This is a genomic window from Shewanella electrodiphila (assembly GCF_023283985.1).
In the GTDB taxonomy this organism is placed as follows: Bacteria; Pseudomonadota; Gammaproteobacteria; order Enterobacterales; family Shewanellaceae; genus Shewanella; species Shewanella electrodiphila.
Genome location: NZ_JAKIKU010000011.1, coordinates 1 through 25398, shown reverse-complemented (window position 1 = coordinate 25398; position 25398 = coordinate 1). Strand labels below are relative to the sequence as shown.

Genomic DNA, 25398 nt, shown 5'->3' with positions numbered 1-25398 from the left:
TGCATTTGATTTAGATCAATATATTTTAGATTAATTTCATTTTATCTAGCGATCATTTAACAATTGATCTCATACATTCGGTCGTTCATAAGCAAGTAACACCTTATATCCAATAAGAGATAGAGCAATAACTCTACTTAGGTGTTAACCCTCTATTTCATTACAATCATCTTAGTCTTTTTTACATTTAACCATATAATAAACAAGGATTTAATTACGCAACAAGATACAAGTTGATACACAAAATGTAATCTTACTGTCATATTTAATTCATAAAATCACCAACACTTAATCTCCAAAAAGCTAACATTTCAATGAAGATTTCCACTCTTTCCTTAACAGCTTCGGCAATATTGTTGCTACTGGCAGGACTTTTAGCTGCCACAGTCCTTTGGAGCACAGACAAACGTCAGCAAGTCGAATTACAAGCAAATACTCTGCAACAGATACAACACACTTTTTTGCTCAAGGTTCGCCCCAATATCAATGCCTATTTGCAATCGGGAGACAGTGAAATTCTTAGCCAAGCAAGGCAAGAACTCACCGAAATCTCCCATCAAATCGGCCAAATTGACTTAGCTTCAGCAACAGCAGCCACCACCTCTATACAGCAATTTTTAGCTGAATTTGTCGCAAATTTGAATAACCGCTACCTTGCGGCAGGAAAACTAGCAGGTAACCCAAGGCAGTTACTGGCTTACTCAGAGTCTGAAATGCTTGATAATAATATGCGCCTCGCCGCTTACGCCGAAAAAGGCTTGGCAGTGGATGCTGATTTAGCCCAATCATATTTACAATTAACCCGTGAGCTACCACCATTGGTGTTTCAGTTATCACAACTCACTGAAGGCTATTTAATAGGTAAAGACAGTCGCTTAGAAGCTAGCCTACAACGTAATATACAAGCACTAAATCAATGGCATGAGCAATTAACAAAACTCTCTCTTATTGGAATTTTTGAACAAGAAGAAGTCGATGAATTTGCCTTAGGTGCAGATGAGCCTGAGCAGTTTGAAATAGGTGAATTTTATCGCGATGAACTACTCAGTTTAAGCCTGCGCTATGACAAAGAAGTGGCCAATACCCATAACTTACTCGCCGATAATCTTTTGGTGCAATCACAATTGTCTGCCGACACTGATCAAGTGGAGCAACAGTTGCTGCGTCTAGGAAAAGTGCACGCTGAATATGATCATGATTTAAAAAAGCAGCTACAAACCATTTTATATTCAATGGTGATTATCATTGGTTTATTTGCCTTTGGTTATTTATGGCTGCAACAACGCCGAGTTGTACAACCGCTAAAACGCTTAAATGCGGCCTTTATGAAACTAAGTGAATCCAATCAGCGTGAGCAACTACAAATTAATAGCCGTTGTGAAACAGGCCAAATAGCAGGTCACTTCAACCAACTATTAAACCGATTTGAGCAAGAAGACGAAAGTCAGCGTCAACAAGTGTCTAAAGTATCGCACTCATTAAGCTCATTAATTGACAGGATCAAGCAAATCTCGACCACCACAGAACAAACTCAAGCAGTGGTTAATGTCGCGCAAACACAAACCAGCCATTTACGAGAACTAGCCAGTGAAGTAGAACAAAACTCATCCATTGTTGAGCAAAAAGCCACTGCCACCATGGAACATATGCAGGCAAGCCAAACCCAAGCAGAAGCCGTATTAGAAGCGACTGAAACATCGCAACATGCAGTGACTAACTGTTATGAATCACTGACCAACTTATCAACTTCTGTCACTGATGTTTCAAAAATTATTGATGTGATTGGCAACATCGCCGAGCAAACGAATCTACTGGCCTTGAATGCAGCTATTGAAGCTGCCCGCGCAGGCGAACAAGGCCGCGGCTTTGCCGTTGTCGCTGATGAAGTGCGTAACTTATCTCACCGCACTCAAATATCCCTTAAAGATATTATGAATATTTTAGAACAACTTACGGTATCTAATAAGGCATTAACCCAAAGCGTACAAGGTATTGGTGATGCGACTGAAAGCCAACAATTACGCGCAACTCACTTGTTAGATGTTGCCAAAACGGTACAAGCCCAAGCCAGCGAAATGGTCGGCACCGCAAAACAAGGCTCTGACTTTGCTAACCAACAAGTCAATTATTTAGATGAATTTGTCAACGCAATGGAAAGCCTCAATACCCATGCACAAAGTGCATCAGATCAAAGCCAAGCTATCGCCACTGAAGTCGCAGAGAGTGTCAGTACCATTGAGCAAAGCTTAGGAATTGAAACAGAAGTCGTTGTGGCTACAACAGCAAGAAGAAGTGTGTTTTAGTGATGTGAATTATTCATTATTTAATGCATTTTAAATAAGACATAAAGTCGTGGCGCTTCCCTTCACCTCGAAAGCTAGCCGAATCTTAATTGCAGGATGCACTAAATGCCTCGAAGCACATGGATGTGCGAGAAAGGCCATGTTTGGACTTACGCATTCTCTTCATAAAGAGTCTGCAACTTCATATGAACTGTCGGGCTCAATGGTCTCCGTGAGAAGTGCCCGAGACGATTAAGTGAATTAGCGTGAGGTTGGCATGGATGCCAACATAGCTTCAGTTAAGCCATGGATGGCGCATCTGAAGCGTTAGCTAATTCACTTTTATCGTCGAGGAAACAGCACTTATTCGGAGCGGGTGGGAGATCCAAGAGGGAGTAGCCGTTCACTCCCTTTTGACCAGTGCAGGGTGGAACCCTGCGATTGTATCTTTAAATAATCGACATGAAATCAACAGTATAAAAGTGAGTCAAACTAGCGCCATTTATAACGCTGCTAATATCGCTTCTGCTGTACTCACTTCAAACGACTTTGGTGCTTCTACATTCAAAGTGGTCACCACACCGTTATCTACAACCATGGCATAGCGTTGTGAACGTACGCCGCCAAATCCTGCGGTATCCATGTCTAAGCCTAGTGCTTTGGTAAAGCTTGCATCGCCATCAGCTAGCATGGTGAGTTCAGATGCATTTTGTGCTGCGCCCCATGCTTTCATGACAAAAGCATCATTAACTGAAACACAGGCAATTAAATCCACGCCTTTGGCTTTAAGTTGGTCAGCGAATACCACAAAGCCCGGTAAATGCGCTTCTGAACAAGTTGGTGTAAACGCGCCAGGTACAGCAAATAGCACGACTTTTTTAGCCGCGAAAAATTCACTTACGTCATGGTTTAGCATGCCATCATCTGTCAGTTCGCTTAATGTACTAGCGGGTAAAGCTTGTCCTTGTTCTATCATGGGGAATCCTTATCTTTCGATTTACGTTTAAAAGTAATATTAAAATGAACTGTTAATTAGTTAAGCGCTAGCATAAAGCGAAATGGCCATCACAAACACCGAGGGTTTGTATGGTTAATGACAGTCACAATCAAAATAACAATTAAAATAACAGTTAATATAACAATCATAATGACCGGATTAAAAGTCATTGAATGGGTTAGTCGTGCTCAGATTTAAGGGCTGGTTGCCCTTTCGGTTTTAGGGCTCGATAAGCATGTTTACAACCTTTGCCACAACCCACTAAACATAGTTCACAGATTAACGACAGTAGAAAACCCAATACTAATCCGATAGCAATTGCCCGCGTATCTAGCATGATTGTATGGCTAAAGTTATTCCATACTTCTTGCCTAATATCTTCCATTGGCTCAAAAGCCACTTGTTCAAAGCGACTGTAAGCCGTTTGATTAAACTGATTCAGTGCGCCATTGAGCAATTGATAACGTTGATAAATCGCTTCAATACTGTCGCCGCCGGCGTTAATCACTTGATCTGGGTTTTGTTGATAGTGGCTAATTAACTTTTGGATATCGCCAGCAAAAAATCGGTCGGCATCACGCTGAAATTCATCCAAGCTGAGCTTGGCTTCTTGGGTATGGGCTTGAAGTCGCTGACCATATTGATCGACAAATGCAGGCACTTGCACGCCAAGCAGTACACCACTGACAAATAATATCAGCCGTAGATACTCCATGATTGATTTCATCAATGTTTCCCGTTATTCAAGACAAAGTGTTAATTGGCTATTTACTCTTACTTAATCGATAGTTCAATCGCTGGTTCAATCGCTGGTTCAATCACCAAATGAATGCTGCTATCTTTAAATGATGATGCAAGTTCTACTAAGATGAATCAGTGACTGACTTTATCTTAGGTTTCATTTCTTACCATCAATATGGACATTACATTAAAGGATTAATACATGAAAGCCGCGATTATTTTACCCCTATTACTATTGTCGTTATCAATAGCGCCCTCGAGCAATGCTGCCACTATCAGCCCTGAACAAATGAATCTCATGATTGATATGTCGGTCAATCAAATGAAAGCAGAAGGTGAATTTGCCAATATGGCCAGTTGCACCAATCAGTCAGAAGCCAAAGTTGAATCGGTGTTTCGCTCAGTGATGCGAACTTGCGTAGAAAAACATATGCAAGATGAAGATGATGAGAAAACCACAGCCTGTTTAGTCGAAAACTTTTCCGGAGAATTGGGCGTTTCAGCCGAGACGTTTACCGCTTGCTCAGAGCAAAGCGAATAAACAAGACATTAAAAAAAAAGAGCAAAAAAGAGTGAAGCACTCAACACGGCGATTAACCTGTGTTGAGTGCTTTATCATAAAATGAGCTTAAAAAATAAACTGATACAACAAGCCTGCACCAATCGCCATCGCTATAATGACCACTAAAAACGCCGCAATCATTTGATTTTTAAATATTGATTTAAGCAAGATGACTTCAGTTAAGCTGGCACCTGCACTGCCGATAATCAGCGCCATGACCGCACCTAATCCCATCCCTTTTGCCGCTAATGCTGCGCTTAATGGAATCACCGCTTCAGCTCGGATATACAAAGGAATACCAATAACTGCAGCTACAGGAATGGCAAATGGGTTATCTTCGCTAGCAAAACTGGCCACAAACTCTGTTGGCATAAAGCCGTAAATTAATGAACCAATCGCAATACCGCCTAATAAGTACGGTAAAACGGTTTTAAAATCTGCCCATGTGCTGTTCCATACTTTGCGCCATTTGCTGACTTCTTTAGCTTTACCACCACATCCGCTGCCACAGCCTTTTGACTCAGGGGCGATATAAGCTTCAGGTTTCACATATTTCTCAAAGCCAAGTTTTTCAAGAGTATAGCCAGCAATAACTGATACGCCCATTGCCATCACAAAGTAGAACAGAGTCACTTTAAGACCAAATGTCACCGCAAATAAACCAATGATAATTGGGTTTAGCAAAGGACTTGCAAACAAGAATACCATCATGGTGCCAAACCCTGCTTTTGCTCTTAATAGCCCTTTTAAAAAAGGGATGGTCGAGCAAGAACAGAACGGGGTTATTGCACCCAAAAAACCAGCGACAATGTAACCACGGCCGCCTTTACTACTCAAAATACGTTGAATTTTTGTCGGTGGAATGTATAGCTGCAATACGCCGACAAAATAGCTGATCGCCAAAAATAAAATGGTTAGCTCAACGGCTAAAAACATAAACATGTCGAGGGTTTCCTTGAGCATGTCCATATTGATGAAGTTAGAATCAAACATCATTTACACCTAATTAACTATATTTCTAGAATAGTCGAAATATATTCCTTTAAACTGGATAGATCAAGATATTTCTAGTATTATCGAAATATAATTTACGAAAGGTATGGTTATGGAAATTGAGACTATCGCTAAAGCATTGAAAGAACTGGGTCATCCAACACGGCTTACCATTTATAATAAAGTGGTTCGCGCGGGTTATCAGGGCATTGCTGTCGGTGGATTACAGGAGTCTTTAGCTATTCCTGGTTCGACGTTATCTCACCACATCTCTAGTTTGGCCTCTGCAGGCTTGATTTCGCAGCGACGTGAAGGCCGTACTTTATTTTGCGTTGCCGAATTTGAGCAACTCGAATCTGTGATTGGATTTTTACAAAACGAATGTTGCGCAGACGAGGCTTGTACGCCAAAGGTTACCGCATGAAAGGCTGGGTGATCCCGCCGAAAAATGACATTGTCTCGCATTTTGTTGAATGCTATTGGTTTATTAAAACCCATAAAGATGATGACGGCATCGATCACCCAAAGCTTAACCCCGATACCTGTGGCCACTTAATTATCACGCCTAAATCGCAAGCGTATGACTATCGTTCAGAAGCCACGACCACTCAGGGAAAAGGCAGTCATTGGTTATTTCCCTATAACAAAACCTACACGATGGATCATAGTGAACCTATGACCTTACTAGGCGTAAAGTTTCATGCTGGCGCCTTATACGGCTTAAACCTTGCGCCAACTGCGCTGCAAATTAATGATATTGCTCAAGTCGATGTCTCAGACATATTTAAGCCACTTTCTCAAAACAAAATCTGTAATATCGAAGGGCTATTATCAGCGGCTGAGTTTCAGCAAACTGAATGTACAGCCCAATTAGATGAGCTGTTACTGCCATGGCTACAAACAGCGAAAGAAGATAAGCACAGCGCATTAGTCAAAAAAGCCTTAGCTTTACCGCAAGCGGTTGCAATTTCAAACATGGGTGAACAACTGCATTGTTCACAGCGCACATTAGAGCGTAGTTTTTTGCGGGTTATTGGCATGACATTAAAGCAATGCCAGTCGATTAATAAACTCGATAATCTACTGACTTACTTATCAAAATATCAACAAAATGAGATTGATTGGAGTGATGTCGCATTGCAGTTTGGCTTTAGTGATCAGCCCCACTTAATCCGTTATTTAAAAAACACCATTGGCAATACACCTGGGGAGTACGCCAAACAGCGAGAATTCGTCATCGATATATACGGCTATTTTGAGTAACTCGCTAACCTTTTCTGTCAGTTCAGCTTTCACGTACTCGAATAAAGCTATTTGTCACTAAACAACCTAGATGCTGCTGGCTGCTAATATGCTTAAATTTTAACGGTGCAGCTAACTCACCAAATAAAGAAATACCACCGCCAAGTAGAGTCGGAATGGTGGTGATAATCAGTTCATCAATCAGATCTTGCTTTAAAAAATTTTGAATCGTCACCCCGCCATCAATATACAGTTCGTTAAACCCTTTTTGATTAAGTTCATTCACGACTTGCTCAAGCTCACCGCTAACAATAAACACCTTATCCGCCACTTCAGGAGCAACTGTAGTCATGGTATTGCTAAGTACGAATACAGGTTTGTGATAAGGCCAGTCACAGTCAAAACTCATCACCTTTTCATAAGTATTACGACCCATAACCAATGCATCAATACGGCTCATAAAAACGCTGTAACCCATGTCAGAACCTTCTGGGTTTGGCGTTTCGTGAAGCCAATCAATATTATTGTTTTTATCGGCAATATACCCATCTAAGCTAGTGGCGATATAAACATAATTCTTCATGGGGTTCTCTTTTATTTTTTGTGTAGGTTATAGTAGTTTACCGCTTATATTTGCTTTTAAACAGCGTATAAACCAGCCTGTACACAAGCCAAATTCAAACCAAGAAAAACCAAGAAAAACAGAGGCCATCTCGCAAATCACCATCTAACAATGTCATCAAATTGTATTAAAAATGTCAATGAAATTAACGGTATGTGCGCGTAGTCTCTTTTCTATGTTTGGGTAATTTAATTTGCTTTGAAATGAACAACAATTGTGCCAACATCCGAAACATTAGTTAACACTTTTTAGCAGAGATGTAACCTCGCTAGATTAATTTTCACCGTAAGTTTTCAAGTTGGTTGATATGAAGTTTCATTCTTTAAAATTTAAATTAATCTTTCCTGCAATCGTGGCGCTTTTAGCTATCATCGCATTACTGTCTTGGCAGAGCTATTCACTTCAAAAAACAATGTTACTAAAATCCAACTTTGAACAATTTCAGCGTTTAAGTACCTTACAAACAGAGCGAATTAGTGAATGGCTCACAGCTAAGAAAAGTGTCATTGAAGCTTTCAGCCCCAAGGCCAGCTATCCTACTTTTGATGCATTAAAACAGGCACAAAACTCGGGTCAATTTGGGCTAACTTACTTTGGAGAAACATCTGGTGAAATGACCGCTTCAGATCCAAGTATTGATCTTTCTGGTATCGATCCTCGTTCGCGACCTTGGTATCAAAAAGCCATAGAGCAAAGTCAAATAGTGTTAACTAAACCCTATGAAGATGTCTCGTCTGACATGCTTGTGATAACAATGGCCAAGCAAGTTGAAAATGGTGTGGTGGGTGGAGATCTTTCAATTGAAAACCTTGTAGGAAATGTTAAACAAATGAAGCTACCCGCTGATGGTTTCGCAATTATGATACACAAGGATGGCACAGTTATCGCTTATAAAGATGCCAGTAAATCCATGGCTAACATTAGCGCCATTGATAGTGATTTTAATCTCAACTTATTACAGAAAAGCCACCAAACAAATCAACTAATTCCACTATATTTAGACTCTGAAGGGCGCGATAAATCTGTTTGGATTGAGGATATTCCGCACACTGACTGGCAGCTGTTGTTAGTACTAGATCAGGAAACACTTGAAGCACCTTTAGCAACCTTATTACTACGCCAATTAGGCTTATCTCTCTTAATATTAGTTATTAGCGTGTCGTTTATTTCATGGCTAGTGAATAAACTATTGATGCCTTTAGGGCGAGTATCCCAAGCACTATCTCTCATTGCTGATGGCACGGGTGATTTAACCCAACGCATTGAAGTTGAGTCAAAAGATGAAGTAGGGTCTCTCGCTGATAATTTTAACCACTTTGTAGGCAGCCAACACTCACTGATCAGTCAAATACGTCAGCTTGCTAGCCAAATTAATGAACAAGCAAACCAAAGCTTGTCCAGTAGTCACCATACTGAAAATGGCATACAGACTCAGCAACAAGAAGTGACCATGGTAGCCACTGCGGTCACTCAAATGGCAAGCGCAACCCACGAAATCAAATTAAGTGCAGAAAATACTGCCACCGCCGCCCAGCAATCAAGTGATAGTAGCTTACAAGGCCAGAGTTTAGTTAATAACACTCGTCAATCGATTAATCTATTGGCTAACGAAATCACGCAAGCCACTGATGTTATTGGAGAGCTGAATCGTCATGCTAATGCCATTTCCAGTATTCTATCAACCATTCAGGGCATTGCTGAGCAAACCAACTTATTGGCACTCAATGCAGCTATTGAAGCAGCTCGCGCTGGAGAACAAGGTCGTGGCTTTGCAGTGGTCGCCGACGAAGTGAGAGTGCTTTCTCGTCGTACCCAAGATTCTGCACAAGAGATTTATGAAACCATCGAAACCTTGCAAAACACGACGTCAAATGCAGTTAACTTGATGCAAAGCAGCCAATCCTTAGCTAACAACAGTGTTAAAGATGCTGACGAAGCTAATAAAGCTATTGACGGAATAACCAAAGCGGCGGCGCTGATTTCTGATATGGCTTCCCATATAGCAACGGCGGCAGAAGAGCAAAATCAAGTAACCAACGAAATAACACAAAATACAGTGGCGATTAAAGACGTCATAGATGAAATAGCCCAAACCGCTTCAACTAGTGTGCAAAAAGCAGAAGATCTTAAAGGCCACGCCAACTCACTCAATGACTTAGTGTCGACTTTTATTCTATAAACTCCTATATAAACAAGCCCAACCATACAAAATATGGCTCGACTTGTTTCAACGAAATTATCTATGCTTGTTTCGGGGTGCCATGGTGACCATCGCGTTTCCAGTCAACATCTAATAGTTCTGCACCAGATAAACTAAATGCCTGACCAAAACCTTTTACGTATAATCCGTGATGCGGGTTTAGTTTGAATAAGTTGAAGTCTTTTAGCGCAGCTAAGTTATCAATCATTTCACCAAAACGAGCCGATAACGCAGCCACGCCTTTAGTAAATGTTTCGCTGTCTCGTGCAACAACTTCAGCCGTTGCATCAAACGTTAATCGTTTACGGGCGAACACACTTTTCGATTCTGATTCATCTTCAACCAACATGACTGAAAGCTTGTCAGAGGCTTGTAGATTAGTGCCATGACGGGCTAATTCACTGACTAAAATGTAAAAGCCATCATCAGCTAAAGCAAAAGGGGCATAACTGGCATTGGGTACACCGTCTGCATCTTGTGTGGCAAGCTGTAAAGTTGAGCGTTGAGCTTTAAATTCTTCAATTTCAGGTAGTAGTTTTTCGCGTAAGCGTTGTTCTTTTTCAGTCGACATCACACATTCCTTTTATTTAATTATTATCAGTTAAACTGCTGCGGTGACGCTGCCTTTGAGTGCTTGAAAACGCTCAACTTGGCTGCTTAGCAGCACACGCTTTTTATCGCGACCTAAATACACTTTAAATACCACTTCGCCCTGTGCACCAAAGAAGTTGATAGAGTGACTTTCTGTGCCTCTGAACGGTTTGCTGATTAAAGCAATGGCGCTGATGTCATCTAATTTCAAGTGACCGTGTAGCCCCTCACCTTTAGTGATTAAATTGTAGTAACCGTGGGCATATTTCCCTTTTGGAAAACTACCTTTAAATTCAAAAATACTGCCTGATACTGAGATAATCGTGGTCATGTTGCCCCACTCAGGTAGTGATGTCAGCAGGTTATCTTTTTCTGTTAATGGCAATAAAGCCAGTTGTTCTGTCGGTAATGCTGTGACCACTTCAAGCTCTGTGATGGATAGCGCTTGTGCCACTTGACCTGGCATCGCTGCTGGGTTTTCGCTTAAGTATTGCTGAATTTGTGCTACTGATACTGTCATGGAATACTTCCAATAATTGATAACCCTAATATACGACTGGCTAACACTGCAAAAGCCGCTCAAGCATTAATGCTTGAGAGGCTTTTTGTAATAAGGTTGCAGCCATTAAACCTGCAACCTTTTCTTCAGCGTTATTCACCCGCAAACGGGTAAGGGATTAAAATGAATAGCGCGCTGACAATTTGAAATTCCTGCCTTGTTCATACAAGGTTTGCCACGCTTGGCGATATTCCTCATCACCGATGTTTTCTACTGCAAAGTCGACACGTAAACCTTCAAATGTGCCCATTGCTGGTTCCCAAGCCACATAAACGTCCCACAATTTGTAAGAGTCATATTGCTCAAGGTTGTCTACAGGCAAGTCATCTTGCTCAGCCACATAAGTGAAACGAGTACCAAATTTCATATCGCCTTCCATGATGGATTGCGATAAATCTATGCCCATTTTCTTAGCTGGAATATTTGATAAATACTCATCAGTATTCTTGTCTTTGCCTTCGGTTTGGCCATAGTTAAATGTCACCCGAGTTTGCTTGTAACGGTAACGGGTATTGAATTCAAAACCTGTTAGTTTAGCTTCATCCACATTGTCCCAAGAGGTGGTTTGTTCCAACCCTGGAATGCCGTATAGCGGGTTAGAAACGCTTTGCTCGATAAAGTCATCAACATCATTTCTGAACACACTTAAGGTAATTGCTAACTCATCATCACCGGCTAAATCAGCAAAACGCATATCGGCTTTAAGCTCTTTGTTTTGCGCTTTTTCAGCTTGCAAATCTGGGTTGATTTCAAAGGTGTTACACAGACCGTCAGGTAAGAAGCCAGGAATTGAAGGAATACAGTAATGCGTACCTGTTGAGTACATTTCTTCCATGCTTGGTGCGCGGAATGCTTCATCATATCGAGCGCTTAAGGTTAACCAATCTGTGGTGTTCCACACTAGTCCAACAGAAGGCGTAAAGGCATTATCATCTGATGACAGACCTAAGTTATTGCTTTCATTTTCAAAGGTGTCGTAACGAACAGCAACATCTAAGGCAACGGTGTCAGTGAGCTTGATATCTGCTTTAGTAAATGCGCCCCAAACTGTGGTTTCACCATCAATATCATCTGGTCGTTCACTGGCTTGGCCATTGTCGTCACGCACTGTGTTAATCGTATCTTTGTAACCATCAATACCGTAAGTCAGTACAGTGTTGCCAAATGCAGAGCTGTTATTGACACTAAAACCAATGGTTTCAAATTCAGTACTATCAAATTGATCTTTAGTGACACGATCTTCATCGTAATTAGTGCTATTCCAATACACAGTCGCATTTAAATCTAATAACGGATTGTCTGTTGGGTTTAGGCTGTAATCTAAGGTCACGTTTTGATCTTCAGTATTACGCTGCACTAATGGTACTGAGCTGCCAACATGGGTCGATGGGTTACTTGGAACTAATTCATCTGTATCAGAAAAACGTGCAGATAGTTGCAGGCGTTGATCGTCTGTTGGCTCCCAGCCGATTTTAGCTAAACCACTGGTTGCTTCAGATGAGCTGTTTTCAAGGCTTTGATCATTACCAATTTTGATATTGTTGCTGTCGTGGTAGCTACCACTTAACAACCAATCAATGTTGTCAGCTAAACCGTAAAGCGTACCGCTGGTTTTGATTTTATCGCCATTGGTTTCAAAACCTTGCTTGATGTAGCCGCCAAACGTATCGCCTTCATCTAAAAAATCATGGGCTGACTTGGTGTTTTGTGCGACCACGCCACCAATTGCACCACTGCCCCATAAACTACTGGCAGGGCCACGTACCACTTCGATTGAGCTAAGTAACTCTGGATCCATGAAGTAAGTACCACGGTGACCAGAATTGGTATTTTGACGTGCGCCATCAATAGTTTGTAATACACGTTGACCACTTAAACCACGAATTTCGACGCCTTGTGATGATGCACGAGGACCATTCGTCACACTAATATTGGCTTCATTCTTTAACGCATCAGCGACAGATGAAGGCTGAGACTCTTGCATCTTCTCTTCACTGATCACCGTCACGCTGCGGCTGGAATCTGATACTTTTTCGCTAATACGGGTAGCGGTAACAAGCACTTCATCAAATTCTGTAATGGTTTGGTTTTCTTGTGCGAATGCGGTGGTACTAAAAACCATTGCCATTGCTACAACGAGTGGCTTCTTGGTCATTGTTATATCCTCAATAATAAATGCGACTTTTCTGTCGTTCATAGAGAATTAGGTGTGCTACTCACTGTGGTGTTAAAACGCGTAAATCACCAATCAGTAGGAAAAAACATCAGCACAAAGTGTTATCTCTGACGAACTATTTGCCGCACTTTACCTGAGAATAAAACTTAGATCAAATGAAAATCATTATCATTTGCGATCTCATTCAGTTTGTTGTACATTCAAATCAATAAAGATAATGTTAGACCCTAACTAATTGTTATTAATGGCTTTGTAAAGAATGTAAAGATTCAAAGCTAACTAATTGCTTAATTTAGATATGTTCAACATTTGACCACATTGATGTTGTAGAAGAATATTTCAGATGACACCTAAACGATATTTTGCTTTCGGATGTTTAACAATTTTAATCCAAGGAGGGGTGCTCGCCTCTCAAAATAGTGAGCCATCGATTCAGTTATCTGAGGGTGCGGCAATGGGCTCAAATAAAGCTGTCAGTGTCATGATTGCTATGCAAGCAAGTACACAGGCAACAAGTATCGAAAATACTGTAGAAGAAGTGAAAAAACCAGAGCACGTTGCTAAACCTAAACCTGTGGCTAAACCTAAACCTGTGGTTAAACCTAAGCCTGAACCTGAACAAGTGGTTAAAGCTGCTCCTAAAAAGCCTGCAGCAGAGAAAGTCATTACCAAAATTGAACAAGCTAAACCCTCAGTTTCTAAAACCTCAGTTTCTAAAACCTCAGTTTCTAATCCTGAAACTTCTAAACCAGAAACAGCTGATCAGCCTCCAACCGAAGTAACAGAGGTTGCCAGCACCGATGCCAGTGCAACTCACAATCAACAGCAAGTCGACGCTAAACAAGGAGTCACCCAAGAAACAGTTGCCTTACAACAACCGACATTTTCAGCACCACCAGCACAACCTAATTACCCTAAAAAGGCACGTAAACGTGGCTTTGAAGGCACCGCGACAGTGGAAGTCATGTTTAATCAAATTGGTGAGCAACTCTCGCTTACCCTCGTCGATAGTTCAGGTTACAGCCTACTCGATGCAGCAGCTATTAATGCAGTTGAGCAGTGGCAATTTGCTGCGCCATCTCCACAAACCGCTTTTGCTTATACCGTCAGAGTACCTGTGAAGTTCGCTTTAAATTAAGCCTGAATATAGGAAATCAACATGTCTCAACCATTATATCTACAACTGTCAGAGCAGTTAGGTTACTTAACTTGGCCGCTATTTATCTGTGCTTTTTTAGCCTTATTGATCATCCTTGAGCGACTCGCTTTATTAGTGAATGAGCAATTAAGACGGGATGTTTGGCTAACGGAGTTAAGACAACAAACTCGCAGTGCCACTCCCGAACAAAGGCAGCAGCTGATTACCTTATTAAGCAAAGGTCGTAGTATGCTGGCTAAGGGCACGGCACTCTTGCTATCCCACGGTGACCAACCTCGTGCAATGCGCGAAGAAATCTTAAATTTATGGTTACTTAAGCAAAAAGAAAAGCTGCAATCTGGGCTAAAGGTACTGCAGATTATTGGTGTGATCACTCCCCTGCTTGGCCTTTTAGGTACTGTGCTTGGCCTGATTGAAATGTTTAGTCAACTTGGGCTATCTGATGGTCCTGTGACCCCATCGCAACTGGCAACAGGCTTGGGGCTTGCGATGAATACCACTGCAGCAGGTTTAATCATTGCCGTGCCTGCAATCACAATGGCGCACTTACTAACACTTTGGGCCGAGAAACGCTGCAACAGAATTGCCCACGCCCTAAACCAAATGAACCTATGGTTAGACGGCTTTGATCAAGCATTAAACATTGGTTGTGATGTCCCATGTGGCGCCAATGCACCTTGTCTTAAAGGCAATGCTTTAAATCAAAACACAGTAAATACCACTACCGAAGCAACAGCCTCTATTGCTGCGACTGCGACTCTAGCGGAGTCAAACAGATGATCAGCGCAGACGGTCAAGCTGGGGCTTCAGCTCAGGTCAATGTAGGAATTGATCTCACCCCGCTCATCGACATCATTTTTATAGTATTGGTATTCCTGTTACTTACAGCCAATACCCAACTGCTGACATTGCCTGTGGATGTACCTACAGAAACAGACTCAAGCTTAACGGCCTTGTCTCAAGAAGAGCATATTTCAATCAATATTTTAACTGATGCGCCCCATTGGGCGTTAGATGCTAAGCAATTCGACAATTTCGACCAATTCGAAGCCGCTTTCATTCAAGTCTTGGATACGTCACCAAATATCAATGTGGTTGTCGCTGCTGATAAAAATGCCCCTGTTCAGCCATTAATGACGGTATTGGCATTACTTCAGCGACAACAAATCACTAATACCCAAATTTTAATGGAACCCTAAATCATCTTTTATCCATCCATTTAGGAATGTTCCAACGATTTTATTTATTCGGAGTTAATTATGCTTAAGCAATCAATGTTCAATACTAAACACTCATTACTGACTCGCTTGATGACAGCAAGCATGCTGCTTTCAAGTGCCCTACTAAGCCAAAGTGCGATGGCTGAAAATCGCGTTGTAAGTGCGGGCGCAGGCATCACAGAGTTAGTGCTCGCGTTGGATGCCAGTGACGAACTAGTCGGTGTAGATTCAACGAGTCAAATCCCAGACGAGTTAGATTCTGTAGCGAAGTTGGGTTATCACCGCATGTTATCTGCTGAGGGGATTTTAGCTTTATCGCCTACGATCCTATTGGGCTCAGAAGCCATGGGACCTAAAAACACCCTTGAAGTATTAAGCAGTGCCAACGTTGAAGTGGTTTCTTTACCCAGCGCCAATACCAGAACAGAGCTCGTCAGTAACATTGAGCAAATGGGCAAGTTACTTAATCGTGAATCTCAGGCGACTGAGCTAAAACAAAAAATTGATTTGTCCTTTAATCAATTAGATTCAAAACAGCAAAAACTCAATGAACTAGGCGATGCACCAAAGGTGTTATTTTTGCTATTACAACCTGATAGACCTGCACGTGTAGGCGGCAACGATACCGCTGCAGATATCATTATTAACCTCGCTGGCGGACAAAACATTGCGGGGTTTGACGGTTATAAAAGTGTCTCTCAGGAAGGTATTTTAGCGCTACAACCCGATGTGATCCTGATTTCAAACCGCAGCGAGAGTGAATCAAGCGATCCTGTTACTGCATTATTGAAAGCCATGCCATTGCTTGCGCACACCCCAGCAGGTGAACATCAACACATTAAAAACCTGCCATCTCAAGCGTTAATTGGTGGTTTAGGATTAAGTGCCATCACTGCTGCTGATGACCTCGCTAGCGATTTTATTAGCATTAAAAAGCTGTAGCGACATCATGACCATCAAAGTGGTGATGACTTGCGCAATATCAACCCGTTTTATTAGGATTTAACATGGAAAATCAACGTTGGCTTTGGCCCTGTTTACTCACCGCTTTGGTGATAACAAGCCTGTTGTCTGTCAGCATCGGACCATTACAAATTAGCCCTTCCACCAGCTTTAATGCCATGGTGAACTGGGCAACAGGTCAAGAGTTAGCATCAGTGGCTCCCCATGAGCAATTGGTGATTAATAATGTCCGTTTACCGCGGACAATTTTAGCCTTAGCAGTAGGTGCCACACTGGCACAATGTGGCGCAGTGATGCAGGGGTTATTTCGAAATCCACTTGCTGATCCTGGCATTATTGGTGTCTCTTCTGGCGCGGCATTGGGCGCAGCAATTTGTATCGTGCTATTTCCTAATGGCGGTGAATACTTAGTTGCTTTTAGTGCCTTTGTTGCTGGCCTTGCGACGACCTTAATTGTTTATCGTTTAGCCGCAAGTCCAAGTGGCACTTCCGTCGTGCTATTACTCCTATCTGGAGTGGCTGTGGCTGCGCTTGCTGGAGCAGGTATTGGCGTATTGACCTATATGGCCAATGACATGGCGTTAAGAGACTTAACCTTATGGCAAATGGGCTCAGTGGCTGGCGCTCAGTGGCATTACGTCATTTTAAGCTTGGTCGCATTAGCGGTGATAAGTTGGCAATTCAACCAAAGCGCCAAAGCCTTAAATGCCTTATTACTCGGTGAGGCCGAAGCTCGCCATCTTGGTTTGGATGTCGATAAACTCAAACTTAAACTGATTGTACTGTGTGCTATCGGCGTCGGTATTGCAGTGGCTGCAACAGGCATTATTGGCTTTATTGGGTTAGTCGTACCTCATTTAGTCAGAATGATGATTGGCCCAGATCACCGTTTATTGCTGCCATTAAGCGCCATGTTAGGTGCAGCAATGTTAGTGGTCGCCGATATTGGTGCCCGCTCTATTGTTGCCCCTTCTGAATTACCAGTTGGTTTAGTGACGGCACTTTTAGGTGCACCATTCTTTATCATTTTATTACTCAAACAACGTAATAAGTTGGTGTAACATGCTGAGAAATCTCGAATTTAAATCAATGTTTAAAACACATAAGTCGGCGCCTCAAGTAACAGGTTTAGCACTTGCTGGTATAAAGCCTGTTGAATTAGCACCTTCAGATAGAAAGACTGCGACTTTTATGCCTAAACAAAAGTCTGCTGGGACTGAGAGCTCAACCTCACGTTCCCCAACTGAAAACTCTGTCGTCAGTATTAATAACCTCTCGGTGCATATTGGCAAAAAACCAGTATTAAATGATATCAACCTTGAGATTATGCCAGGCCAAGTCACTGCATTATTGGGCCCCAATGGCGCAGGTAAATCCACGTTATTGAAAAGCTTGTGCCAAGAAACTGAACTGTCAGCAGGCAGCATCTCCATGCTAGGTAAATCACTCGTTAACTGGAACAGAGCCGAATTAGCTAAGTCATTAGCCGTGTTACCGCAACATGCGTCGCTGACCTTTCCATTTAAAGTGCATGAAGTGGTACAAATGGGGTTATATCCATTATCCATCAGCCAACAGCAAGGACAGGATTTAGTCGATAAGCAATTGCAACAGGTTGCGTTATCTGCACTTAAATACCGCAGTTATCCCACACTTTCTGGGGGGGAAAAGCAACGAGTGCAATTAGCTCGCGTGCTAACACAATTGGCTCAAGCCGAAAGCACACCGATTTTATTACTCGATGAGCCTACTTCAGCGTTAGATTTAGCCCAACAACACAGAGTACTTGAACTAGCACATACATTAGCCCATGAGCATAACTACTGTGTAGTCGTGGTACTGCACGATTTAAATCAAGCTTGCCGTTATGCTGATAGGTTAGTGGTATTAGAACAAGGCGAAGTCGTCAGTGACGGTACACCTGCCGAGGCATTAACTGCTGACATCATCGAAAAAGTCTGGCACTACAAACCCACCTTAGTGATCGACCCTAACAGTAAACTGCCTCTGATTTTTTAGCTTTTATTTAAATCATGTTCATCTATATCGACTTCAGCCGTACAAACGGTCTGAGTCGATATTTTGGTGCACGTGTCATTAAGGACATTCGTTTTGGCTCAACAGCATTCGCAAACTTCTTCTAAAACAGAAGCAAAAACACAATCAGACTTACAATCAGAAACACAGCAAGACGCTCAGGATACAGTCCAGTCCAGGCTCAATTGGTCTTGGTTAAAGCACAAAATCGTCACGCATAAACGGCAGTTAATTCAAGCCAATTTGATTGCTGTTTTAGCCACCCTATTGAGTTTGCCTATTCCTATGTTAATGCCGCTATTAGTGGATGAAGTGCTATTAGGACAAACCGGTTGGTTACTGAATAATTTACAGCCTGTGTTACCTGAAGCTTGGCACCTGCCTGGGGTGTATATCAGTATCGTATTAGTGGCGGTTATCGTATTACGCTTACTGACAATGCTGACGCAAGTGGTACAGGCTCGTGAGTTCACCAAGATAGCTAAACGGATCAGTTTAGCGATTCGTCAGCGAATGTTACTGCAATTACCGCAAATTAAGATGAGTGCATTCGATAAGTACGGCAGTGCAGGTTTAGCTTCACGCTGCATCACAGATGTGGATACCGTTGAACGCTTTGTCAGTGATACCTTATCCCGTTTAATCATCAGTGTGCTCACTATCGTGGCCATTGCCAGTGTCTTGTTATGGCTTAATTGGCAGCTAGGGCTAATGATTATTTTACTCAATCCTTTAGTGATTTACTTTTCATCTCGTTTTGCTGAGCACGTAAAAAGTTTGCGCCGTAAAGAAAATGCCGCCACTGAAGCTTTTCAACAAGCCTTGGTCGATACCGTAGATGCCACCCGTGAATTACGCTTAGCCCAGCAAGAAAAGCATTACTATCAAAAGGTATTTGGATTAGCCACAGATCTAAGCCAGCATGCTATTGCCAATCAATGGAAAACCGATGCGCTCAATAAGCTGAGCTTCACTACATTCTTACTCGGTTTTGAATGCTTTCGCGCCATGGCTATCTTCATGGTATTGGTATCAGATCTTACTGTTGGCCAAATTTTCGCGGTCTTCAGTTATCTCTGGTATTTGATGGGGCCGATACAAGAGCTGCTCAATATTCAATATGCCCGTTTTGGGGCGCAGGCATCGATGGAGCGACTCAATCACTTATTGGAATTAGACGTAGAATTAGAAGTAGAACCACTCCAAGAAAAGCCTATTTTATCAAAGTCGGCACTTGAACAAACTTCAGCCATTAGCATTGATTTCAACGCTGTCAGCTTTGGATTTGAACAACAACCAAACTTATTTCAACAGCTCAACCTTAATCTCAAAGCGAACGAGTCTATAGCTTTACTGGCAATGAGTGGCGGCGGTAAATCCACCTTAATCAATTTACTGTTGGGCTTCTATACGCCGCATTCAGGTCAGATTATGATTAATGGTGAAGACATTCATGACTATGGGATTAATCGTTTTCGCCAGCAAGTCGGCTATGTGCCGCAACATCCCAAATTAATTGCTGGCACCTTACGTGACAATTTAACCTTTGGTATTGAAATGACTGATGAGCAGTTATGGCAAGCACTTGCTCATGCTGAGCTCAGTGATACTGTGTCTCAGTGGCAAGACAAGCTTGATACTGATTTAGGCCGCTCGAATACCCGTTTATCAGGTGGTCAAATGCAGCGGTTAGCCATTGCAAGAATGTGGTTAAGTCAGCCCCAAGTGGTGATTTTAGATGAAGCGACTTCGGCACTCGATGCCGCCACAGAAGCAAAAATACTATCCAATCTGAAGGCATTTTTACAGCAACGCACTGCGATTATTATTGCCCATAGGCTGAACAACTTGCGCCTAGCGGATCGCATATTCGTATTGGATGATGGCAAGATAACCCAATCAGGCACAGAGCAAAGTCTTAAAGCTCAGCCCGGCCTATTTAAACAACTTTATGTGGATGCCAGCTAAACTCGAATGCCTCAGCGTTAATGAACAATATAGCGTCAATGAACAATATAGCGTTGATGAACAATTTGCCTGTTCATTAACGCTTTCTTTAACAGATCCACTTCTATCGGTTGGTAAATCTTAGGTTAAATAAATAGGTCTAAGGTTTAACGATCCCCTCGTTAAAGTTTGACTCCAAGCAGGTCGCTCTACTTTCCTATAAGGTGTTTTCTCGTGCGGCAGTCGATTAGTGATCGATAGTTGATTGCTGATAAAAACAACTTGTTTCCAGTTCGTGTCGCTTTCGTTACCCATATGTTTTATTAGCTTGTTTTACCGCCACTTTGCTATCAAATCATACTGGCATATGCCATTATCCGCCGCCGCTCAGTTAGAGGAATAAGCTACATGACCTCATCACTGTATTGGCTTTTATTCACTGAACATTACCTTGGTTAATATGATCTCTAATTCGTTAAAGCAGAAAATTCTCGTTCCCGTACTGATTGCCCTTTCGATGGTAATTGCGTTGTTATCTTGGCAGAGCTATTCGAACCAAAAAGACATCTTGTTGCAATCTAACCTTGAGCAAGTTCAACGATTGAGTGCTCAGCAAGCAGAACGGATCAGTGAATGGCTTACTACTCGTAAAGATGTGATTAATGCTTTGGGCGACAAAGTGAATAGCAACACTCTAGATGCACTACAACAAGCTCAGGCTTCAGGTCGATATGAACTCACTTATTTTGGCAAGTCATCTGGTGAAATGATTGATTCTGATCCAAACATTGACCGTACTGGTTACGATCCTCGCTCGCGTCCTTGGTACCAACAAGCCAGTAACCAACATCAGCCTATTCTCACCAAGCCCTACCTTGATGTGGCTTACAATATCTTAGTTGTTACCATTGCACAGCAAACTCATCACGGTGTTGTCGGTGGTGACTTATCCATTGATGATTTAGTTGATGATGTAAATCGCATGACACTACCGTCAAATGGTTTTGCCATCATGATGCATAAAGATGGCACCGTCATCGCTTATAAAGATGCCAGTAAAGCCATGGGGCATATTAGCGCCATTGATAATGACCTAGACTACAACCTGCTAAACCAACAGCGCAAAGACGATCAACTGATCCCAATTCATTTTGACCCAGAAGGCCGTGATAAATTAGTTTGGGCTGAAGATATCCCTAATACAGATTGGGAATTAATTGTTGTCCTTGATAAAGACACCCTTGAAGCACCTTTAAGTTCATTACTCATGACGCAATTAGGGATTTCAGCACTGGTATTGTTAATTAGTATGGCGATGATTTCATGGTTAATTAGCCAACTCTTAGCACCACTATCACGGGTATCACAAGCATTAGCTCGCATTGCTGATGGTAACGGTGACTTAACTCAACGCATTGAAATAGAGTCGAAAGATGAAGTAGGCACCCTTGCAGATAGCTTTAACCGATTTGTAAGCAGTCAGCACCAATTGATTTCTCAAATCCGTGGACTAGCACAGAAACTTGATAAAGAGGCCAATGAAAGCCTTGCTAACACCCATTTAACTGAGAAAGAACTGCAAGTGCAACAGCAAGAAGTCACTATGGTTGCCACTGCAGTGACAGAAATGGCCAGTGCCACTCAAGAAATTGCCGGTAATGCAGAAAGCACAGCAACGGCCGCCCAGCAATCGAGTAACAGTAGCCAGCAAGGTCAAAATTTGGTTGATAATACCAGACAATCAATCAACTTACTGGCGAACGAAGTCACTCAAGCAACTGATGTGATTGGCGAGCTGAGCCGTCATGCCAATGCTATTACAAGTATCCTTTCTACCATTCAGGGTATTGCAGAACAAACTAACTTACTGGCACTGAATGCAGCAATTGAAGCAGCACGAGCCGGCGATCAAGGTCGTGGCTTTGCCGTAGTGGCTGATGAAGTGCGCGTATTGTCTCGCCGCACCCAAGATTCAGCGCAAGAAATTTATGAAACCATTGAAACCTTGCAGCAAACGACATCGAGTGCAGTAACATTAATGCAGAGCAGCCAAGCATTAGCTGGCAACAGTGTTAATGACGCAACTGAAGCCGCTATCGCCATTGAAGAAATCACTCAAGCGGTAGTGCTAATTTCAGATATGGCTAGCCAAATTGCAACCGCTGCAGAAGAGCAAACTCAGGTCACTAACGAAATTACCCAAAATACGGTTGCGATTAAAGACGTCACTGATGATATAACCCAAGCGGCAGAAATCAGTGTTCAAAAAGCAAAAGACTTAAAAGTGCAGGCAAAATCATTAAATGATTTAGTAGCGACATTCATTCTGTAGCTCTCGCAAAGCAAACTTGTATAGAAAGCTTGTAAAGAAAGCCGTATAGAGAGTCAGTATCGATAGCTAGAATTAAAGTCCATAAAAAGCCCTATAACATTTAAAGATGCTATGGGGCTTTTTTGTGCTGAATCTTGGTCACTTTTGGTAAAGCTTCAGGTGAAGCTAATAGCATTTCACCTGTTCACTATTTCACTATTTCACTATTTCACTATTTCACTGGGCCAGTGCGACAATATTTACAATGCAAAGCCAGCAAATTTGATCTATCCCAACAAAAGATCAAATGATAATAGTTATCATTACGGTAATTATTTTTTAATTTGCTGAGAATTACCATGATATTGACGTCGACCATGACAGGCATTGCAAGCCCAGATCCTTTACAACATGCTTTTAAGGTAAAAAGCGCACCCCATGCAGGTCGCAGTGGCAGTAAGCCGATAAAGGTAGACAGCAATTTGTGGCAGCAATGGTGGCACACCTCGACTACCGCTGATAAACGCGCACTGTATATTCACATTCCTTTTTGCCGAAAACGTTGCAGCTTTTGTAACTTTTTTGAAAATGGCGCTAAACCTGAACGGATCAGTGATTATATGGCTAGCCTATGTCAGCAGCTGACCATAGCAGCGCAAACACCTCTAGCGCAAAGCCGCCCATTTGATACCGTTTATGTCGGCGGTGGTACGCCCACCGATATCAAAGCAGAAGAAATTGCTGCCCTAGGTCAAGCCATTCAGCAGTTTCCATTAAGGAAAGATGCTGAAATCACCCTAGAAGGCCGCCTTAATGGTTTTGATGACGATAAGTGGCATAGCGCTTTGGATAACGGCTTTAACCGTTTTTCATTCGGTGTACAAAGCTTTGATACCGATGTTCGCCGTGCTGCAGGGCGTTTTGATGATAAACAAACCTTACTCGATAGACTCCAGCAACTTAGTCAGCACCCAACCGCTAGCATTGTTATCGATCTTATCTTTGGTCTACCCGGCCAAACCATGGACATCTGGCAACAAGATATTGAAGCAGCCATGGCTTGTGGCGCACAAGGCGTAGATCTCTATCAATTAATTGGCTTAGGTGGCACCCGTATCGATAAAGCCAGTGAAAAGGGCAAAGTGCTAGGTACACAAGCCAGCGAGTTTCAAGCTGACAGTCAAACCCGTGCCAATATGTATGCCTTTGGTGCTAACAGATTGGAATCAAAGGACTGGCAACGACTATCAAGTTGCCACTGGCGCCGCGATGATCGAGAGCGCAGTATTTATAACTCGTTAGCCAAGAGCGGCATTGAAATTCTCCCTTTTGGTGCTGGCGCAGGTGGCAGTATTCATGGTCACGGCATGATGAATGCCAGAGATTTAAGCGAATGGCATCAAGCGCAAGCCCCTAGTAAAGAGGCAGAAGTAAATAGCCAATTGGCATCACAGTGTTTACCCGCCAAAGTACCTGGCATGATATTAAGCCCTAATCCGTCGGCGGCTTTCGACGCCATATTTAAGCGCGGCTTAGACTCTGGAATACTTAACTTTACAGCCCTAGAGGCTGACGTTGTGACCCATTTACACCCGTTATTCGAAGCCTGGCAGCAACATGGTTTAGCAATATTAGAAACTGACAGTTTGTCACTCACCCTTGCTGGGCGCTTTTGGAATGTAAACATGCAAACCGGCTTGTTTGAGTTTTTGGCTACCAACCCAATCGCTGAGGCGAAAATTGCGAGCTAGCATACGAGTGGAGCATATAGTTCAGCGAGATTTGAGTAGCTTTCAGGCGCGGATTTGATAATTTATCTGATCATGAATGTGATTTTTTGATGATAAAGTTTGATCACTTCCAAACTCACTTTTGGACAAAAGCTTGTTGGATTTGAAGCTCTTAAAGTAATGAGTCCTATTAGGAAATGTATGGCAAGTGTATATATCGTAACGCCCGCTTAAGCGGACGGAAATAGTTGGCTAAAATTTGTGAGGAACGAACAATAGCCAACTGTTGACGTTCCGTTTAAAGCGCTTGTTATATGGCTAGCCAGTACACTAATATGAAAATTCTACTGCTGATAAACTTTGTAATTTACTCTTATGGACGAGCATAGAATTTGGGTACATTTTACTAACGGGCTCGAAGCTATTCCTTTTACAAAAGCTAAGTAAAATTGGGTTATCTATATCTTCAAAGGCTATAAATTCATACGGAGATTTACCAACCAAATATTTAAGTAAGGATTTCAAAAAACCTTTTCTTTGCATATCATCTGATAAGAATATACTCGCTATTACTAAACACTTTCCATCAATATCATTGGTTTCATTACGGAATAATAATTTAATTCCAGTAGCCTCAAAGTCACAACTACTCCAAGCACTAGAGCAATCACCTTGTAATTGTAGCCAAAGGTCTATCTGCTCTTTGATGCTGGGTCGATCCTTTAATTGCCACATTTTAAATTCTATTTGCTTCATATAGGTGATACCCGAATGCCATATAACGCCCGCATAAGGGGCTGATAATTGTTGGCTAAAATGTGTAGCGGAGCGAAACTGAGCCAACTGTTAGCAGTCCCGTCTTAATGCGCTTGTATGGATAATAAACCCACCTAATTTACAAATACTTCCCTGTTTCGGGTAATGTGAGACCCAGGCTTTAGCTGCAACTAAAGCATTCCTTGTCGTAGTTCGATTGAGCGATGGCTCCTCTATTGAGAGACCGATAACAAGAAAGAACGCGACAAAGGACTCCAAGCAAAACACTCGAATAGTCTACTGGGTCTCG

General features: G+C 42.2%; 22 protein-coding genes. 14 read left to right on the top strand and 8 right to left on the bottom strand.

What is annotated here, in order from left to right; all coding sequences use genetic code 11:
- Nucleotides 1-314 precede the first annotated feature (314 nt).
- Nucleotides 315-2303, top strand: coding sequence for a methyl-accepting chemotaxis protein (locus L2737_RS17365; RefSeq protein ID WP_248956581.1), 1989 nt, complete (start codon nt 315-317; stop codon nt 2301-2303).
- A 481-nt stretch (nt 2304-2784) separates the two neighbouring features.
- On the opposite strand, the gene L2737_RS17360 is transcribed toward L2737_RS17365, so the two are convergent.
- Nucleotides 2785-3258 (bottom strand): peroxiredoxin, encoded by a 474-nt coding sequence (locus L2737_RS17360; protein ID WP_248956580.1) that lies wholly within the window; start codon nt 3256-3258, stop codon nt 2785-2787.
- Nucleotides 3259-3457: 199 nt separating this feature from the next.
- Entirely contained in the window at nt 3458-4006 is a 549-nt protein-coding gene (locus L2737_RS17355; protein WP_248956579.1) for a DUF2937 family protein, read from the bottom strand.
- Nucleotides 4007-4222: 216 nt separating this feature from the next.
- Between L2737_RS17355 and L2737_RS17350 the strand changes: the two genes are divergently transcribed.
- Complete coding sequence (locus L2737_RS17350) at nt 4223-4561, top strand: hypothetical protein (RefSeq protein ID WP_102528635.1); 339 nt, start codon at nt 4223-4225, stop codon at nt 4559-4561.
- An 87-nt stretch (nt 4562-4648) separates the two neighbouring features.
- Here the strand turns inward: L2737_RS17350 and L2737_RS17345 are convergent, their stop codons facing one another.
- Nucleotides 4649-5578: a permease gene (locus L2737_RS17345; RefSeq protein WP_428848402.1), complete on the bottom strand. Its 930-nt coding sequence runs from the start codon at nt 5576-5578 to the stop codon at nt 4649-4651.
- Between the two features lie 109 nt (nt 5579-5687).
- Between L2737_RS17345 and L2737_RS17340 the strand changes: the two genes are divergently transcribed.
- On the top strand, nt 5688-5999 hold the full coding sequence (locus L2737_RS17340) for an ArsR/SmtB family transcription factor (protein WP_102528633.1): 312 nt from the start codon (nt 5688-5690) through the stop codon (nt 5997-5999).
- Nucleotides 5957-6838, top strand: coding sequence for a helix-turn-helix domain-containing protein (locus tag L2737_RS17335; RefSeq protein WP_248956578.1), 882 nt, complete (start codon nt 5957-5959; stop codon nt 6836-6838). The genes L2737_RS17340 and L2737_RS17335 overlap by 43 nt, the downstream gene beginning before the upstream one ends.
- 22 nt (nt 6839-6860) lie before the next feature.
- On the opposite strand, the gene L2737_RS17330 is transcribed toward L2737_RS17335, so the two are convergent.
- Nucleotides 6861-7400 carry a dihydrofolate reductase family protein gene (locus tag L2737_RS17330; protein ID WP_248956577.1) on the bottom strand — a complete coding sequence of 180 codons (540 nt, stop codon included), beginning with the start codon at nt 7398-7400 and terminating at the stop codon, nt 6861-6863.
- A gap of 346 nt (nt 7401-7746) precedes the next feature.
- On the opposite strand from L2737_RS17330, the gene L2737_RS17325 reads away from it, so the two are divergent.
- Entirely contained in the window at nt 7747-9618 is a 1872-nt protein-coding gene (locus tag L2737_RS17325) for a methyl-accepting chemotaxis protein (protein ID WP_248956576.1), read from the top strand.
- Nucleotides 9619-9679: 61 nt separating this feature from the next.
- Here the strand turns inward: L2737_RS17325 and hutZ are convergent, their stop codons facing one another.
- From hutZ to L2737_RS17310, 3 genes are all read right to left on the bottom strand, one after another.
- Nucleotides 9680-10210, bottom strand: coding sequence for a heme utilization protein HutZ (hutZ, locus tag L2737_RS17320; RefSeq protein WP_248956575.1), 531 nt, complete (start codon nt 10208-10210; stop codon nt 9680-9682).
- Nucleotides 10211-10240: 30 nt separating this feature from the next.
- Complete coding sequence (gene hutX, locus L2737_RS17315) at nt 10241-10750, bottom strand: heme utilization cystosolic carrier protein HutX (protein ID WP_248956574.1); 510 nt, start codon at nt 10748-10750, stop codon at nt 10241-10243.
- Nucleotides 10751-10907: 157 nt separating this feature from the next.
- Entirely contained in the window at nt 10908-12944 is a 2037-nt protein-coding gene (locus tag L2737_RS17310) for a TonB-dependent hemoglobin/transferrin/lactoferrin family receptor (RefSeq protein ID WP_248956573.1), read from the bottom strand.
- A 364-nt stretch (nt 12945-13308) separates the two neighbouring features.
- Here L2737_RS17310 and L2737_RS17305 point away from each other — a divergent pair, with 364 nt between their 5' ends.
- The 9 genes from L2737_RS17305 (at nt 13309) to hutW (ending at nt 24353) form a co-directional block, all read left to right on the top strand.
- Nucleotides 13309-14103, top strand: coding sequence for an energy transducer TonB (locus L2737_RS17305; RefSeq protein WP_428848401.1), 795 nt, complete (start codon nt 13309-13311; stop codon nt 14101-14103).
- 21 nt (nt 14104-14124) lie between these two features.
- On the top strand, nt 14125-14904 hold the full coding sequence (locus tag L2737_RS17300) for a MotA/TolQ/ExbB proton channel family protein (protein ID WP_248956571.1): 780 nt from the start codon (nt 14125-14127) through the stop codon (nt 14902-14904).
- On the top strand, nt 14901-15323 hold the full coding sequence (locus L2737_RS17295; protein ID WP_248956570.1) for an ExbD/TolR family protein: 423 nt from the start codon (nt 14901-14903) through the stop codon (nt 15321-15323). Before L2737_RS17300 ends, L2737_RS17295 begins: the two co-directional genes overlap by 4 nt.
- A 60-nt stretch (nt 15324-15383) precedes the next feature.
- Nucleotides 15384-16286: a heme/hemin ABC transporter substrate-binding protein gene (locus L2737_RS17290; protein WP_248956569.1), complete on the top strand. Its 903-nt coding sequence runs from the start codon at nt 15384-15386 to the stop codon at nt 16284-16286.
- A gap of 65 nt (nt 16287-16351) precedes the next feature.
- Nucleotides 16352-17368 carry a FecCD family ABC transporter permease gene (locus L2737_RS17285; RefSeq protein WP_102528624.1) on the top strand — a complete coding sequence of 339 codons (1017 nt, stop codon included), beginning with the start codon at nt 16352-16354 and terminating at the stop codon, nt 17366-17368.
- Nucleotides 17369-17498: 130 nt separating this feature from the next.
- On the top strand, nt 17499-18326 hold the full coding sequence (locus L2737_RS17280) for a heme ABC transporter ATP-binding protein (RefSeq protein ID WP_248956637.1): 828 nt from the start codon (nt 17499-17501) through the stop codon (nt 18324-18326).
- A gap of 93 nt (nt 18327-18419) precedes the next feature.
- Complete coding sequence (locus L2737_RS17275; RefSeq protein WP_248956568.1) at nt 18420-20312, top strand: ABC transporter ATP-binding protein; 1893 nt, start codon at nt 18420-18422, stop codon at nt 20310-20312.
- A 439-nt stretch (nt 20313-20751) separates the two neighbouring features.
- Nucleotides 20752-22623 carry a methyl-accepting chemotaxis protein gene (locus L2737_RS17270; RefSeq protein ID WP_248956567.1) on the top strand — a complete coding sequence of 624 codons (1872 nt, stop codon included), beginning with the start codon at nt 20752-20754 and terminating at the stop codon, nt 22621-22623.
- Nucleotides 22624-22961: 338 nt separating this feature from the next.
- Nucleotides 22962-24353: a heme anaerobic degradation radical SAM methyltransferase ChuW/HutW gene (gene hutW / locus L2737_RS17265; protein ID WP_248956566.1), complete on the top strand. Its 1392-nt coding sequence runs from the start codon at nt 22962-22964 to the stop codon at nt 24351-24353.
- 309 nt (nt 24354-24662) lie between these two features.
- On the opposite strand, the gene L2737_RS17260 is transcribed toward hutW, so the two are convergent.
- Nucleotides 24663-25175, bottom strand: a complete 513-nt coding sequence (locus L2737_RS17260) for a hypothetical protein (protein ID WP_248956565.1) — start codon at nt 25173-25175, stop codon at nt 24663-24665.
- Nucleotides 25176-25398: the final 223 nt, after the last annotated feature.